Annotated in this window: 13 protein-coding genes; 6 read left to right on the forward strand and 7 right to left on the reverse strand. The window is 35.5% G+C overall.

Annotation, left to right across the window (positions count from 1 at the left end):
* Window positions 1-7: 7 nt before the first annotated feature.
* From ACL9RH_RS00135 to ACL9RH_RS00160, 6 genes are all read right to left on the reverse strand, one after another.
* Window positions 8-838: a GLPGLI family protein gene (locus tag ACL9RH_RS00135; protein ID WP_422691295.1), complete on the reverse strand. Its 831-nt coding sequence runs from the start codon at window positions 836-838 to the stop codon at window positions 8-10.
* A 10-nt stretch (window positions 839-848) separates the two neighbouring features.
* A complete protein-coding gene (locus tag ACL9RH_RS00140) occupies window positions 849-1,202 on the reverse strand; it encodes a WG repeat-containing protein (protein WP_422691296.1) in 354 nt (117 codons plus the stop codon).
* Window positions 1,203-1,212: 10 nt separating this feature from the next.
* Window positions 1,213-3,399: a peptidase domain-containing ABC transporter gene (locus ACL9RH_RS00145; RefSeq protein ID WP_422691297.1), complete on the reverse strand. Its 2,187-nt coding sequence runs from the start codon at window positions 3,397-3,399 to the stop codon at window positions 1,213-1,215.
* On the reverse strand, window positions 3,389-4,696 hold the full coding sequence (locus ACL9RH_RS00150; protein WP_422691298.1) for a radical SAM protein: 1,308 nt from the start codon (window positions 4,694-4,696) through the stop codon (window positions 3,389-3,391). The genes ACL9RH_RS00145 and ACL9RH_RS00150 overlap by 11 nt, the downstream gene beginning before the upstream one ends.
* Window positions 4,697-4,877: 181 nt before the next feature.
* The gene (locus ACL9RH_RS00155) at window positions 4,878-5,132 is read right to left on the reverse strand and encodes a hypothetical protein (RefSeq protein WP_422691299.1); all 255 of its coding nucleotides are present in this window, start codon (window positions 5,130-5,132) and stop codon (window positions 4,878-4,880) included.
* A gap of 79 nt (window positions 5,133-5,211) precedes the next feature.
* Window positions 5,212-5,472, reverse strand: a complete 261-nt coding sequence (locus tag ACL9RH_RS00160) for a hypothetical protein (protein WP_422691300.1) — start codon at window positions 5,470-5,472, stop codon at window positions 5,212-5,214.
* A gap of 309 nt (window positions 5,473-5,781) precedes the next feature.
* Between ACL9RH_RS00160 and ACL9RH_RS00165 the strand changes: the two genes are divergently transcribed.
* From ACL9RH_RS00165 to ACL9RH_RS00175, 3 genes are all read left to right on the forward strand, one after another.
* Window positions 5,782-6,198, forward strand: coding sequence for a DUF6326 family protein (locus ACL9RH_RS00165; RefSeq protein ID WP_422691301.1), 417 nt, complete (start codon window positions 5,782-5,784; stop codon window positions 6,196-6,198).
* 93 nt (window positions 6,199-6,291) lie between these two features.
* Window positions 6,292-7,026, forward strand: a complete 735-nt coding sequence (locus ACL9RH_RS00170) for a LytR/AlgR family response regulator transcription factor (protein ID WP_422691302.1) — start codon at window positions 6,292-6,294, stop codon at window positions 7,024-7,026.
* Window positions 7,027-7,100: 74 nt separating this feature from the next.
* Window positions 7,101-7,640: a lipocalin family protein gene (locus tag ACL9RH_RS00175; RefSeq protein ID WP_422691303.1), complete on the forward strand. Its 540-nt coding sequence runs from the start codon at window positions 7,101-7,103 to the stop codon at window positions 7,638-7,640.
* A gap of 96 nt (window positions 7,641-7,736) precedes the next feature.
* On the opposite strand, the gene ACL9RH_RS00180 is transcribed toward ACL9RH_RS00175, so the two are convergent.
* Window positions 7,737-8,210 (reverse strand): hypothetical protein, encoded by a 474-nt coding sequence (locus tag ACL9RH_RS00180; protein WP_422691304.1) that lies wholly within the window; start codon window positions 8,208-8,210, stop codon window positions 7,737-7,739.
* 116 nt (window positions 8,211-8,326) lie between these two features.
* On the opposite strand from ACL9RH_RS00180, the gene ACL9RH_RS00185 reads away from it, so the two are divergent.
* The 3 genes from ACL9RH_RS00185 (at window position 8,327) to ACL9RH_RS00195 (ending at window position 15,476) form a co-directional block, all read left to right on the forward strand.
* Entirely contained in the window at window positions 8,327-9,577 is a 1,251-nt protein-coding gene (locus ACL9RH_RS00185) for a CinA family nicotinamide mononucleotide deamidase-related protein (protein WP_422691305.1), read from the forward strand.
* Between the two features lie 366 nt (window positions 9,578-9,943).
* On the forward strand, window positions 9,944-13,342 hold the full coding sequence (locus ACL9RH_RS00190) for a polysaccharide deacetylase family protein (protein WP_422691306.1): 3,399 nt from the start codon (window positions 9,944-9,946) through the stop codon (window positions 13,340-13,342).
* Window positions 13,343-13,418: 76 nt separating this feature from the next.
* Window positions 13,419-15,476 (forward strand): M13 family metallopeptidase, encoded by a 2,058-nt coding sequence (locus tag ACL9RH_RS00195; protein WP_422691307.1) that lies wholly within the window; start codon window positions 13,419-13,421, stop codon window positions 15,474-15,476.
* The last annotated feature ends 3 nt before the right edge of the window (window positions 15,477-15,479 follow it).

Below are 15,479 nucleotides of genomic sequence, written 5' to 3' on the forward strand. Positions count from 1 at the left end.
ATTGAAGTTATCTGTTATACGGAAAAGACTTGTCCAGTTCTATAGGATTATAATACTGAAGAATATATTCCTGTTCTTCTTTTACGAGCTTGGCAAGTTCTTCCGGCTTATATTTTACACCATTGTATTCAAAAGAGGATATTTTATTATTGCTAAACTCCTGTTTGATGTCGTTCAGCGGGTTGTTGAAGTATTCCATTGCTTTTTTTATCACCGTTTTTTCATCAGTGGGAATGGGTTTGTCTCCATATCGTACTTCCAGAACATTGGATGTATCATAGGTTGATTTCAGGTTAATATTTTTGACGAGTTTAAACTTAAAATTGTCTTTAGTATCTTTTATTTCCACAATAAGTCCCGGTAATCCCTGGAACTTATAAGGTCCCTGATTGAAAGGAATATCTTTGGTAAACCATGCTACCCATTCACGCCCTCCATAGTTGGTTGTAGCTTTTTGTAGATTCAGTCCATTTTCCTGTTTTGTTTCTTTTTCAAGATTCCATTGAACGTGATCATTGGTTGTGTAAGAATAAATATCATCTCCCACCAGTATATAATTGATGTTTTTCTCAGAATTCTTTTTTCTGGTGACAGGAATTTGAGTTGTCCAGGTTCTGTCCTGAGAACGGTATACCTGATTTAAGGAGTCTTTCTCCAAAAACTTATAATCATAATATTTTACCTGATCAGGGTTAATATCAAGTACCATAAACTGTTTTTTATAATTATTTTCCGAAGCATCCGGTTTATAATTCAGTTCATAGATATATCTGTGGGTTTGTGAATGGATAAGGGCGGTACTTAAAATGAATAAGATATGGATGATTTTGATTCTCATATTTCAATAGTTACTTGATGTATTTTTTATATAAAGAAGAAAAATTGTTTTTGATGTAGCTCAGTTCATATTGTGGAGAAATGATCTCTGTTCCGGAACGGTTGATAAATCCATAAGACCCTGATATATTTTTTACCATCGCCAGATCTTCAGAATACTCTCCGAAGGTATTAATTTTTGAATAAACCGGCTGAACGATAATTTTCCCTCCTGTATCCATGATTCCATAGGTTCCGGAAATGGTTTTTGTAAGTCTCCAGTCTTTATTTATTTTACTGATATCATTTCTCTTAGACAGCTTCACCTGTGAAAAAGAAAAAGTGAATAAAAAGAAACATAGAAGGGTAATAAGTTTAGCTTTCATAATGTCGGTTTTAGGTTGTTAACTGTAACTGGTTTGATATTAATTTGGAATATTCAGACTGTTTGTAGAGCAGTTCATCATGGGTTCCTATCTCTGCAATCTCACCATTTTTTAATACAATGATCTGATCAGCATTTTTAATTGTGCTAAGCCTGTGCGCAATGATGATAGAGGTTCTGTCTTTAAGATAAGTATCCAGGTTAGAAATTATTTTATTTTCATTAATAGAATCTAGGGAAGAGGTAGCTTCATCAAAGAAAATAAAATCGGGATCTTTATAAATTGCTCTGGCAATTAGCAGACGCTGTTTTTCTCCACCGCTCAGAGAAATCCCTATTTCACCTATTTTGGTATAATGTTTCATGGGTAGGCTTTCTACTTTTTCATAAAGTTCAGCAATCTTGAGGGCAAGATTTAATCTTTCAAGGTCTGGATTTTCGGTAGACATCGTTATATTTTCAAGAATGGTTCCGCTGAAAAGATATCCTTCCTGAAGAATAGCCCCACATATCTGTCTCCAGTCTTTTATATTAACGTCTTTAATGTTATTGTTTTCAATATAAATATCTCCGCTGGTAGGGTAGTAGAACCCGAGCAATAATTTCAATAAGGTTGATTTTCCACTTCCACTTTCTCCTACAATGGCTGTGGTGGTATTTCTTTTAATGGTAAGATTAATATTCTTCAGAACGTCAAGTTCTGAGTTGACATCATATTTGAAATTGACTCCTTTCAGTGTTATCTGGTCTACAGAATCAATCGTGTTATAGCGTACATCTTCTTTGATCTCATTTTCTTTATTGTAAATATCCGTAAGCCTGTCATGGGCCAGTTTGGTATTCTGAAAATTTTGAGTGTAATCCGTTAATTGCTGTAATGGAGCAGAAAGCTGACCCAATACATAACTGATCATCATCATCAGACCCAAGGTAATCTGTGACTCTATTACCAGATATGAAGTATATCCTATAAGACTGATGTCTCTTATTTTTGAGATAAATAAGTGGCCATCGTTCATATAAAAATTGATGTAAGCCAGCTTGGTCTTTAAGGTCTTTAATTTATTTTCAGAATTCATCCAGTTGGAAAGTCTGGATTGCTCCGCACTGTTGATCTTGATGTCTGTAATACCCATGATCAGCTCATAAATCGTATTTCTGTTGGCAGATTCCAGAGCAAATAATGAATAATCAATCTGCTTTTTCTTTTTAAAAAACAGAAGGATGTAAGCAAAAGAAATGATACTGAACAACACAAAAACTAAAAATATTTTGTAATTCTGATAAATCAGTAATAAGGAAAATACGATGATATTCAAAATACTGGTAGCTACCCCAATCAAACTGTAGGTGATGAAGTAGTTTATTTTATGCTGGTCACTCAGTCCTTCTATCAGATCAGATTTAAATTTCGAATCGTGATAGCTTATAGGAAGCTTCAGAATTTTCAAAAAATAGAATTTGTTGAAATCTATATTCAGCTCCAGACTTATTTTGGTATTGATCACCTCCGAAAGGCTTTGTGAAAGCAAAAAACTGACGGCAAATACAAACTGAAGCAAAAGTAATTTGATGACGATATGCATATCTTTCGACAGAATACCCTTGTCTATATTTTCCTTCAGAAGAAGAGGCATTGCCCAATTAGCGGCTAAGGTAACAAGCGTAAGAAAAACGGAGAAATAAAACTTTTTCCTGTTCTTTTTTAAAATCTTTTTGACATTAGCGATAATTGGACTTTTTTGTTTTTCCTCTTTTTTATTAATTAATTCGATATTTTCAAAATCTTCTGACGGTTCAAATACAATCGCAATTCCTGCTGATCCACTCAACCATTTCTCACTAAAATCTTCCAAAGAAAGACTTACTCTTCCGAATCCGGGATCTATAATGTCAATGACTTTTTTTCCGACATTCTCAAGAATGATGAAATGCCCATGTTTTAAATACAAAATCGAGGGAAGAGGCATCTCATAAATGTCTTCCAGTGTAATGTTTACCGTAGCACAGTTGAATCCGTTATTTTTCAGAAAAAGGCGGAGATCTTTGATGGAGATTCCCAGTTTTGAAACCGTAAGATTTTTTTTAATTTCTCTTAACGTATATTTTTTACCATAGAATGCACAAATCATTTGAAGACATGCGGGTCCACAGTCATTAGCTTCAAGTTGATGTGTGAATTTAATTTTACGCTTCATGGAAGAATAGCTTTTCCAGACGGTTCATGATTACTTCGTCTTTCTTTTCATTATCGTAGCCCATTTGGCATTTGTCAAGTCCTTTAGCTTCCAGGTTGATCTGGTGGCAGCCTCCTCCACATAACGGAAGTATTCTGCAGTTTTGGCAGGCTTTAGACTGAATTTTTAACTCTTCCCAGGTAAGAATTTTTTCATTCCATTCAATTTCTCCTTCGTCATTCAGTTCCCCGTATTTATTTTCCTTTGTAAAATCTCTCGCAGTACACTTGTAAACATCCCCGTTGTAATTGATAACGGCTTCGTTCTTTTTATCCGCATAGCAAGGATTGGCAAGACCTTCCAGAAGTTCTGTTTCTTCCCCTTTAGGAATAAGATTATGTTTTTGATAAAGCTCCATTACTTCTTTTACCTTATCATCAATGTTATTTACTTCTATATCCTGCCATACCTGATGAAAACTGATGCTCAGATAGCTTCTGTCTTCCTCATTAAGATCAATAAGGTCGTTTACAATTTCCTTTGTAGAATCAATATTTTCAGCGGTATAATTAATTCTTATAAGAACACTTATTTTTTCTCTGAGCAATCTCTTTATAGAATCAATGATCTTATCATAAGAACCTTCTTCTTTTTGGGCCACTCTCACTTTATTATGCTCTTCTCTTCCTCCATCCAAAGTAATCTGGAAAAACTTACTGTCATTGTCATAGGTCAGATGGTTAACCATTCTGTCATTAAGAAGGTAAGCGTTGGTTGTAAAAGAAATAGTAAAGTTGATGTGAGAATAATCTTGGTATTTGGTTCTGTAATGGTTGATGATAGGTTCGGTAACCTTGCTGTAGTACATCAAAGGTTCTCCACCGAAAAATGAAAGATCGAATGAGTTGAGGTTTTGATTTTTTTCTAAAGTCTTATCAATAAACTTGATGATCTTGTTGACACCCTCATTGCTCATCTTAGAACCTACAATATGAGATTCATAGCAATACCAGCACTTGAAATTACAATTCATCGTGGGGTTAATGATAAGACGGTATGTTTTATCAGAATAATCAACCTCTTTACTTCTCTGGATAACTTCCTGAAGCTCATCGCGATTATGATCAACAATGGCATTGATATCTAATAGATTCTGATAAATAGATGGGTGATTTTTTTCCAAATCAAGGATAGGAAGCTTAAAATAGCCTTCTAAATCTCTCTTGATGACGATACATTTATCTTCTTTTGAATTGTATACTGCTGAAATAGTATCACTTAATGGAATGATAGAATTATACTTACTGAATTTATACATAATTTCTCTTTATATTATTGTTGGATTCGGGTTTGGATTGAATGTGATATATTTTGAACTATGGATGTAGTTATCACATTGTTAGTCAGAATGAAAGCTTCCTCAGTATCCAGAAGATTTTTCCAATAACCTTTAAGAAATCTGAATAGTTTTTTATCTGGCATATTAGTTTTTTTATTTCTTATAGAATTCCTGTAGAAGGAGTAAGAACGGTACATTTTCTACCATTGCTGGAGTTGTCGCAATTGCTGTTGGAACAGCGGGAATCATTAATTGATCCCTGGCAGGCAGAACTTCCGTTCACACATTGGTTGCCATTAACGACTATAAAATCTCCGGCCATTAGATTTTCATTGATTTTCGATAAATAAAGAGATTCACTGTCACTGGAGATCATCTTTTCTTCAATCATTTTTAAAAATTTTGATTTTTCCATGTTATAATTTGTTTTTAGTGTTTATAAAAAAGTAAGAATTACTATAACTGATTTTGATTTCTTTTAAATAATTAAGTTGTTATGATAAACCTGTTGAAGGAGTTAATACGGTACACTTTCTTCCGTTGATAGAATTGTCACAGTTTCCGTTAGAACATCTGGAGTCATTTATAGATCCGTTACATGCAGAACTTCCGTTGATGCATCTGCTGTCGTTTACACCAATGAAGCCTCCTTGACTTTGGTCAGAAAAATTAGTCAGAATTAATGATTCTTGACTGTTATCTGTTAAATTTCGCTCTAGTTTTTCGATAAAGTTTGAAAATTTTGTATTTTTCATAGTGATTGGTTTTAAATGTTATGATTATAGTAATTCTTATTGCTAATGTAAGAAAAAAAGTATTATTCACTCTCTGGAGTCTTAATTTGTATTGATTTTAAATAAACTGTCACTTTGTTGAGAATTATTAAAAATCACCATATGCTGATTTTTAGGATTCTAAAAATTTGACCTTATTGCAAAAACATGTAACAATTTTGATAAAGAAGTTGTCTTACAAGATGAAAACTTATAACATTCTGATGCATACGTCATCAATGTTAGAAAGACAGAGATCATCATATTCGTAAATATTTATGTATTAAAACCATGAAAAATACTGCTAAACTGGAGGATGTTAAAGTCAATGTGAAAATTATATTGGCTGGCCTTTGGGCCTCCGTTACCCTGTGCTATCTGTACGGTGACTATTTTGAACTTTATACCCCCGGAAAAGCCTGGGGACTTGTAGAAGGAGACAACTTATTGAATTCTCCAGTGAAGCTTCTGGCAGCTTCTGTAATTCTTGCCATTCCTGCTGTCATGGTATTTCTCTCACTTATCCTGAAACCTACGCTTAATAGAATACTTAATATCGTTTTCGGAATATTTTTTACAGCAATAATGTTACTTGTCGGAATATCATCCTTTTCGGACTGGTATTTGTTTTATACATTCCTGGGCGCATTGGAGTGCATCATCACAATTCTCATTATAAAATACGCCTGGAACTGGAAGAGAATATAAATTCCGGAAGGTTGAACATTGATCTGTGAGATTGTAGAAATGATCAAATATTCCTAATTTGCAGTCACAATATGCAGTCTAATATCAGTCTCAATGAAAATAAAAGCCGTAATCGTAGATGACGAAATCATAGCAAGAGAAGTTCTCAGAAGTTATCTTACCAAATACTGTCCGCAAGTGGAAATTCTCGGAGAGGCAGAAAATATTAAAGAAGCAGTTCCTTTAATTGCAGAAAAACAGCCGCAGTTGGTTTTTCTAGATGTGGAAATGCCTTTTGGGAACGCTTTTGATGTATTAGAAGCTACCAAAGATTTCTCCTATGAAACCATTTTTATTACTGCTTTTTCACAATATTCACTACAGGCATTAAATAAATCTGCAAGTTATTATATTTTAAAACCGATAGATATTCAGGAACTGATTCTCGCAGTAAATAAAGTAGCTGAAAGTCTGGAGAAAAAAGAAGAGCTCAACCGGAATAAAATTCTACTCGAAAACTTAAAACTGAAACCGGAAAAACAACAGCTTATTCTTCCTACCTTACAGGGCTTTGATGTTGTGAAAACCGAAGATATTCTAAGACTTCAGGCGGATGGAAACTTTACACAAGTTTATCTTACAGATGGTTCAAAGAAAATGGTCTGCCGTTTTTTGAAACATTTTGATGACCTTTTGGAAAGTCCTTTTGTGAGAGTTCATCGTTCTCATATCATCAATACAGCCTTTGTAAAATCCTATCATAAAAGTGGAACCGTCATGTTGGCCGACGATACAGAAATTGAGGTTTCAGGAAGTTTTAAAGACAACTTTCTGAAAAATTTTTCATAGAAATTATATAGCCGCAATAGCGTAAAGGCATTATTTTTGAAGGTTTTATAAACATTACACCAAAACGTTCTGTTATGAAAACTCTTCACAAAATTCTACTTCCAGTCTCTTTGGGAGCATTGGGACTTATCGTGTTCAACTCTTATTCTGTTCGGATTCCCAGAGGAGCAACTGCTGTGAAAAATTTCGATGCTAAAAAATATCTGGGTAAATGGTACGAAATTGCCCGTTTCGATTATCGTTTCGAAAAGAATATGAATAATGTGACGGCAGAATATTCAGAAAATCCCGATGGAAGCATTCAGGTCAAAAATAAAGGATACGATTATCTTAAAAAAGTCTGGAATGAATCTATTGGGGAAGCCCAATTCGTTAAAGATAAAACTGAAGCCAGACTGAAAGTATCGTTTTTTAAACCCATTTGGGCAGGTTATAATGTCATCGATATTGATGAAGACTATCAGTATGCTCTTATTGCTGGCAGTAGCCTGAAATATCTGTGGATCTTATCCCGCACAACCGATATTCCGGAAAGTATCAGACAACGCTTCCTCGAAAAAGCTAGAAAAATAGGCTATAATACCAATGAGCTGATCTGGATAGGTCATGATTAATAAGGCATAAAAAGAGAAAGTGAAGAAAATGTGTTGATGATTTGCTGTTGATACGGCAGGTCTGTATTTTCACATTTTCTTCACTTATATTAGCTTTTAGCTTCCAATATATTCCTTCCATTCTTCAAAACGATAATCAATGACCTGTCTCATCAGATCATAATTTTCGTAAGTGTCTTCAATATGATAGAACGTTTCGTATTCGTAGTCATTTTCTTCTGCTTTTGCATCAAAAATATTAACGAAGTCATCAGCAAACGAGCTGTATTTGTTTCCAAAATCGGTGTCATCTGCATAATAATCTTTTGCAAAACTGTTTCCGAGATCATTAAGATCGTACTCGGAGAATTTTCCGTCGCAGCAATCCATTACAAATTCGGCACCGGTCATCTCTCTTCGCTGCACACGTTCAATTTCTTCCTTCGCATCTTCTTTCAGTTCTTCAGAAATCATATCATGATTGATACACCAGTTCAGGAACATCCCGGTATGAGTTGCTCCGTTTTTCTGAGGAAGTCCTTCAGGAAAATCACCACCATAATGCCATGAAGCATCATCATATTTAGACATAATCTTTAATTATAGTTTTAAACAATTTTTGCCAAAAATAGAAAAAATCATTTTATGTTGCCGCAGCCACCGATTTTTCCGTCATTTGCAGAGAATTTTTTTCAACAAATTGATATATGGAAAAAGCTGTTCTGATCACCATTGGTGACGAAATCCTTTCTGGAAATACAATAGATACCAACTCTAATTTTATTGCCTCCGAACTGAAGAATATCGGGATAAAAGTTTCACAAATTTTTACCATTTCTGACGAGATTGAAACCATTAAAAATACTTTAAGCACCGCCTTTGAACTAGGTGATCTGATTATCACCACAGGTGGACTGGGACCAACCCGGGACGATAAAACCAAAAAAGCCCTGGCAGAGTTTTTTAATGATGAAATTGCCTTGGATGAGGTTACCTTCAATCATCTTAAAAACTATATGGAAAGAAGAGGGCGTGCAGATATTTTAGAAAGAAATAAAGAGCAGGCATTTGTTCCTACAAAATCAGTTGTTTTTCAAAACCATTATGGAACAGCACCTTGTATGATGATGGAACTTGGCGGAAAGCTGTGTTATAGCTTACCGGGCGTTCCGTATGAAGTAAAACCATTGATTAAAGACCAGATTATCCCTTATCTGCAGGAAAAATTCAACCTTCAGTATATTCATACGAGAATTATATCTGTGGTGGGAATTCCGGAGAGCATTCTTGCCGATACTATTGAAGATTGGGAACTTGCACTTCCTGAAAATCTGGCTTTATCTTACCTTCCGATAGGAACCAGAGTAAAGTTAAGGCTTACAGCGTCAGGGGAGAATGAAGAAACGCTGAAAACGCAGGTTGAGGAAGAAATTCAGAAAGTGCTTCCTTTATTGGGAGACCATGTGATTGCTGTATCTGAAGATAAAATAGAAAATATTCTTGCTGAAATTCTTACGGAAAGAAAACTGACGGTTTCTACGGCAGAAAGCTGTACGGGAGGAGAATTGGCTAAAATGCTGACATCAGTTTCCGGAAGCTCAAAATATTTCCTTGGCGGAATGGTGGCTTATGCTACAGAAAAAAAAATAAAAATCCTGAATGTTTCAAAAGAAACGGTAGATCAGTTTACCGTTGTCAGTGAACAGGTGGCTCAGGAAATGGCAAAAGGCTGTCAGGAACTGTTTGATACAGATATTTCCCTTTCTACAACAGGTGTTGCAGGGCCCGGAAAAGGAGAAGATGGTAAAGAAGTGGGAACGGTTTTTTATACCATAAGAATCAAAGATAAAGAAGTGACATCCAAACTGTATATGCCACATCTTGAAAGACTTGATTTCATGAGTTTTATTTCTCAGAAGGTTATTCAGGATCTTGTATCTCTGCTGGTGGCAGTATAAAATTTAGAATATAGCTTATTTTTAAGCGTAAAGTTTAAAAAATATAATATTGGATATTTTAGAGAGCAAAGGCAGCTATGTCTGCTACGCAAAGTCATGTGCTTTAACTTGTTGATTCTTTTCTTTAAATAGAACGTTATCAATGTCTCTTTGCGTTAAAAATTTAGCATTATTATAGTATATCTTATTATTTGCAAATTCGAAAAAAGTCACAGAAGTTTTTACACTTTTGTGACTTTTTTGTTGTTATTAAAAAATTGTAGACAAGTTATTTACAGTACTATTTTATTTTTTTAATTTTTTTTTAATTAATTTTAAGGTGCTTTTTCACACTTTTTGAAAACCATTCATTAAAATTTTAAAATCGTGGAAAATTCCAAACAGATTTTTCAAACCAACAGTAAAAAACGCTGGAAAAGTGTTAAGTGGGGCAGCCGTTTCTTTATCTTTATCGGCGCTTTGCTTTTTCTTGCCTTAGGTTTGATGATGACCCTGGACAGAAGTCCAAAAATTCCTTTTAAGGAAGACTATAAAGCCGTAATTACTGCCAACAAACCTTATCTTCAGGAGAATAAAATTTCTAAAGAATATAAAGGATTCAGAAGTTTTATTTCTGAAAAAAACATTCATACTAATCTTGCTAAAGTAGAAAAGGCCAGAGAAGAAAGATATAAAAATCAAAACAGAAACTGGAATCAGTTTCCGGGCGGTATCCGTTCTGCCTTTTATGTAGCCTGGGATCCTCAGTCTTTGATGTCTTTAAAAAGAAATATCAGACATGTCAATCTGGTTTTCCCGGAATGGTTTTTTATTGATCCTAAAACAGGAGATCTGAAAACCAATGTAGACCCGGAAGGGTACAAGATCATTAAAAGAACAGGAGTTGCTGCCATGCCGATGTTAAGTAACAACTCAGACAGAGAATTCCGTTCTGAAGGATTGGTAAAAGTACTGAATGATCCAAAAAGAAGAACAGCGCTGATCCAGAAAATAACCCAGCAATGTAAAAAATACCACTTCAAAGGAATTAATATTGACTTTGAGGACATGAACCTAAATTCTGATGATAATCTGATTGCTTTTATGAAAGAGCTTTCAGAAACTTTTAAACAAAATCAGCTGCTGGTTACCATGGATATTATGACGGATAATGATGATTACAACATTCCGAGATTAGATCCGTATGTAGACTATTTTGTACTGATGGCTTATGATGAATATTCTGCTGGAAGCGATGCCGGTCCGGTTTCTTCACAAAAATGGATAGAAGCTCAGGCTGGTAAAATGGTTAAGCAAACTTCCCCTCACAAAATTATTCTTGGGTTGGGTGCTTATGGCTATGACTGGAGTTCCAATAAAGATGACAATACTTCTGTAACTTATATGCAGGCGATTACAAAAGCTAATGCCAGCAAAGCGGTTATCGATTTTAACGACAATACTTTTAATCTAAACTATTCGTATACAGATTCCAAAAACCTGACTCACACGGTATTCTTCAACGATGCGGCATCTATTTTCAACACGATGCGTTTTTCCTCAGAATATCCGTTGGCAGGAACTGCCCTTTGGAGACTGGGAAGTGAGGACAGCAGAGTCTGGAATTTCTATGATAAAGATCTTACTTCTACTGGAGTTTCTAAACTTAATTTGAAAAATCTGCAAAATGTAAAAGGACAGACCATGGTAGATTACATCGGAGATGGGGAAGTACTGGATGTATTGAATACTCCTCACGACGGAAAAATTGCCATAGAAATTGATCCGAAAGAGAAAATCATTACAGACGAAAACTATATCACCTATCCAAGTTCTTATGAAGTGAAAAAATATGGAAGTGCACCTCAGAAAGAGCTTGTACTGACCTTTGATGATGGTCCGGATGATACTTATACCCCTCAGGTACTGGATATCTTATCAAAATATCATGTTCCTGCAGCATTCTTTCTAATTGGTTTAAATGCAGAAAAAAACCTTCCGCTTGTTAAAAGAATCTATCGTGAAGGACATGAAATAGGAAATCACACCTTTACTCATGAAAATGTTGCAAAGGTAAGCCCGCAAAGAGCTTTACTTGAAATGAAACTGACAAGACTGTTGATTGAATGTATCACGGGGCATAGTACAATTCTGTTCAGAGCTCCTTATAATGCGGATTCTGAACCCACTACTTCTGAAGAGATTATTCCGGTAGCATTGGCAAGACAGCAGAACTATCTTGATATTGGTGAAAGTATTGACCCTGAAGATTGGCAGCCAGGAGTGAAAGCAGATGAAATTATAAAACGGGTGATGGAAGGAATCAAACTGCAGAGAGGAAATATCATTCTTCTTCACGATGCCGGTGGTGATACAAGAGAAGAAACGATAAAAGCGTTGAAAATTCTAATTCCGACACTACAGAAACAGGGATATCATTTTACCAACCTCAGAACCCTTCTTCACAAAAGCAAAAGTGAGCTGATGCCTGAAGTTCCTAAAACGAGATCTTATTATATCATGCAGCTGAATCTGGTGTTGGCCACAGCCATTTATGGAATAAGCCACTTTTTGGTTGCTCTGTTTACGATTTTCATCGGATTAGGATTAATCAGATTATTGCTGATGGCATATTGGGCATTTAAAGAAAAAAGAAAAGAGAAAAAACTAAGCGAGTTTCCTGTTTTGGAATCTTACCCTAAAGTTTCAATCATTGTTCCCGCTTACAATGAAGAAGTAAATATTGTCTCTTCATTACAAAATCTATTGAAGCAGACTTACCCGAATTTCAATATCATTATGGTAGATGACGGAAGTAAAGATTCAACCTATGAAAAAGCAAGAGAAGCATTCCCGAACCATCCGGATCTGAAAATATTCACTAAGGCAAACGGAGGGAAAGCTACAGCTTTGAATTTCGGTATTTCGCAAACCGATGCAGAATATGTAGTATGTATAGATGCCGATACCAAATTACAACAGGACGCTGTAAAATATCTGATTGCAAGATTTTTAAATGCCTCTCCAGAAGAAAAAATTGCAGCAGTTGCCGGAAATGTGAAAGTGGGAAATAAAGTGAACTGGCTTACAAAATGGCAGGCGATTGAATATACCACAAGTCAGAATTTTGACAGACTGGCCTATGCATACATTAATGCAATCACTGTGATTCCTGGTGCTATCGGAGCATTCAAAACATCTGTAGTGAAGGAAGTGGGAGGATATTCTTCAGATACATTAGCCGAAGATTGTGATATCACCGTTAAAATCCTGAAAGAAGGGTATACGGTAGCCAACGAAAATAAAGCTATTGCAGTAACAGAAGCTCCTGAATCTGTAAAACAGTTTTTAAAACAACGTTTCCGATGGACATACGGAATCATGCAGATGTTCTGGAAACAGAGACAAACTTTCCTTAACCCCAGATATAAAGGACTGGGACTTTGGGCAATGCCGAATATTTTGTTATTCCAATACATTATTCCATTTTTCTCGCCATTGGCAGATGTGATTATGTTTTTTGGAATTCTGTCCGGAAACGGCAGCAAGATATTCTCCTATTATCTGATCTTCTTATTGGTGGATGCTTCTTTAGCGTTGATAGCATTCATTATGCAGCGCGAGAAACTCATCAATCTGCTGTATATCATTCCGCAGAGATTCGGGTATAGATGGCTGATGTATATTGTATTATTTAAAAGTTTAAGAAAAGCATTGAAAGGCGAAATGCAGTCCTGGGGCTTCCTGAAAAGAACAGGAAATGTAAAAGAGATAGCAACTTCTTAATATTTGTTTAAATTTGTTTCATCGAAAAGTAACAAATAGTTAATTCATCATACATATTATATAAATTGTTATCATAATGAAAAAAATAACGCTTTCTTTGTTTCTAATAGCAGGGATCTGCACTCAAAATACCATGAGCGCACAAGCAAAATCGGTGAAAACCGCAGTTAACAACACAGACAAAGGCTTAGACCTTAGCTTGATGGACACATCAGTACGTCCACAGGATGATTTTTATAACTATGTGAGCGGAACTTGGATGAAAACCGCTAAAATCCCATCCGACAAGCCAACGTGGGGAAGTTTTAACAAATTAGGAGAAGATACGGATAACAATTCCATGACGATCCTGAACTCTCTTTTGAAGGATAAATTTACCGACGGAAGCGAAGGGAAAAAAATTCAGGATCTGTATGCTACCTATATGGATATGAATAAGAGAAATGCCGATGGGATCAAACCTATCCAGGATCACCTGAATAAGATTGACGCTATCAAAAACATGGCGGACCTTCAAAACTATCTTACTTCTGTAACTAAAGAAGGGGAAAATATCTTCTACGGTTGGGGAATATACGCAGATTTGAAAGATTCAAATATGAATGCTGTTTACTTAGGTGAAGCATCTCTAGGATTAGGGAGAGACTATTACCAAAAAGTAAATGATAAGAATACAGAAGCTATTGCTGAGTATCAGAAATATGTAGCTTCAATGCTAAAAGAATTAGGATACAAAAATGCTGATGAAGCAGCAAAAGGTATCGTTAATTACGAGAAAAGCATTGCTCAGACTTTATTAACTAACGAACAAAGTAGAGATAATACGCTTCAGTATAACCCTCAGACTATGGCTGAGCTTTCTACTCTTGTAAAAGGAGTAGATATCCCTGGTTATCTTAAAAAAGTAGGAGTAAATACTGATAGAGTAATTATTGGAGAACTAGGTTTCTACAAAAACTTTGATAAATTAGTAAATACTCAGAATCTTCCTGTAATTAAGGATTATCTTAAATTCCACATGATCAACGGAAGCGCTTCTTACTTAAGTGAAAAGCTAGGAGATATGAAATTTGCTTTCTTCGGAAAATATTTGAGAGGTCAGCAGGAACAAAGAGCTCTTAACAAAAGAGGTTTTGAGTTGATCAATAGAAATTTAGGAGAAGCTTTTGGTAAACTGTATGTTGAGAAGTATTTCCCAGCAGAAGCTAAAGCTCAGATGGTAGAATTGATTGATTACCTGAAGAAAAGCTTTGCGGTTCACATCAACAACCTGGCTTGGATGTCTGCTACTACTAAGGAAAAAGCAATGCAAAAGTTGAACAAGTTTACCGTAAAAGTAGCGTATCCTGATAAATGGAAAGATTATTCTAAATTGGTCATTCTTCCTGAAGCTAAAGGTGGAACATTATACAAAAACCTTCAGAACATCGGTGAGTGGCAGTATAACAAAGATTTAGCAAAAATCGGAAAACCGGTTGATAAAACAGAATGGGGAATGACTCCACAAACGGTAAATGCTTACTACAACCCGGTATTTAACGAAATCGTATTCCCTGCAGCCATCCTTCAGCCGCCATTCTTCAACCCTAAAGCTGACGCAGCTGTAAACTTTGGAGGAATTGGTGCTGTTATCGGTCACGAAATGAGCCACGGATTTGATGATTCAGGTGCACAGTTCGACGCAGATGGTAACCTTGTAGACTGGTGGACTCCAGAAGACAAAGCTAACTTCGAAAAAGCAACAAAAGCTCTTGCTTCACAATATGACAAATATGAGCCTGTAAAAGGAACATTCGTAAACGGAACTTTCACAAACGGTGAGAACATTGCCGATTTAGGGGGAGTAAACATCGCATACGATGCTCTTCAAATGTATTTAAAAGATAAAGGAAACCCTGGAAAAATCAGTGGATTCTCTCAAGATCAGAGATTCTTCCTAAGCTGGGCAACGGTTTGGAGAACTTTATCAAGTGAAAAATATATGATCAATCAGGTTAAGACAGACCCGCACTCTCCTGGATATTTCAGAAGTTTTGGTCCGTTAATCAACGTTGATGCTTTCTACAAAGCATTTGATGTGAAAAAAGGAGACAAATTATACAAAGCTCCAGAAGACAGAATCAAAATCTGGTAACAA

Origin of the sequence: Chryseobacterium sp. Mn2064 (assembly GCF_049319685.1) — a bacterium.
In the GTDB taxonomy this organism is placed as follows: domain Bacteria; phylum Bacteroidota; class Bacteroidia; order Flavobacteriales; family Weeksellaceae; genus Chryseobacterium.

What these genes read in the sequence shown, in the direction of transcription:
- ACL9RH_RS00175 (WP_422691303.1), top strand. Translation starts at nt 7,101, where the DNA reads ATGAAAACTCTTCACAAAATTCTACTTCCAGTCTCTTTGGGAGCATTG.
- ACL9RH_RS00185 (WP_422691305.1), top strand. Translation starts at nt 8,327, where the DNA reads ATGGAAAAAGCTGTTCTGATCACCATTGGTGACGAAATCCTTTCTGGA.
- ACL9RH_RS00165 (WP_422691301.1), top strand. Translation starts at nt 5,782, where the DNA reads ATGAAAAATACTGCTAAACTGGAGGATGTTAAAGTCAATGTGAAAATT.
- ACL9RH_RS00160 (WP_422691300.1), bottom strand. Translation starts at nt 5,472, where the DNA reads ATGAAAAATACAAAATTTTCAAACTTTATCGAAAAACTAGAGCGAAAT.
- ACL9RH_RS00155 (WP_422691299.1), bottom strand. Translation starts at nt 5,132, where the DNA reads ATGGAAAAATCAAAATTTTTAAAAATGATTGAAGAAAAGATGATCTCC.
- ACL9RH_RS00195 (WP_422691307.1), top strand. Translation starts at nt 13,419, where the DNA reads ATGAAAAAAATAACGCTTTCTTTGTTTCTAATAGCAGGGATCTGCACT.
- ACL9RH_RS00145 (WP_422691297.1), bottom strand. Translation starts at nt 3,399, where the DNA reads ATGAAGCGTAAAATTAAATTCACACATCAACTTGAAGCTAATGACTGT.
- ACL9RH_RS00135 (WP_422691295.1), bottom strand. Translation starts at nt 838, where the DNA reads ATGAGAATCAAAATCATCCATATCTTATTCATTTTAAGTACCGCCCTT.
- ACL9RH_RS00150 (WP_422691298.1), bottom strand. Translation starts at nt 4,696, where the DNA reads ATGTATAAATTCAGTAAGTATAATTCTATCATTCCATTAAGTGATACT.
- ACL9RH_RS00140 (WP_422691296.1), bottom strand. Translation starts at nt 1,202, where the DNA reads ATGAAAGCTAAACTTATTACCCTTCTATGTTTCTTTTTATTCACTTTT.
- ACL9RH_RS00180 (WP_422691304.1), bottom strand. Translation starts at nt 8,210, where the DNA reads ATGTCTAAATATGATGATGCTTCATGGCATTATGGTGGTGATTTTCCT.
- ACL9RH_RS00170 (WP_422691302.1), top strand. Translation starts at nt 6,292, where the DNA reads ATGAAAATAAAAGCCGTAATCGTAGATGACGAAATCATAGCAAGAGAA.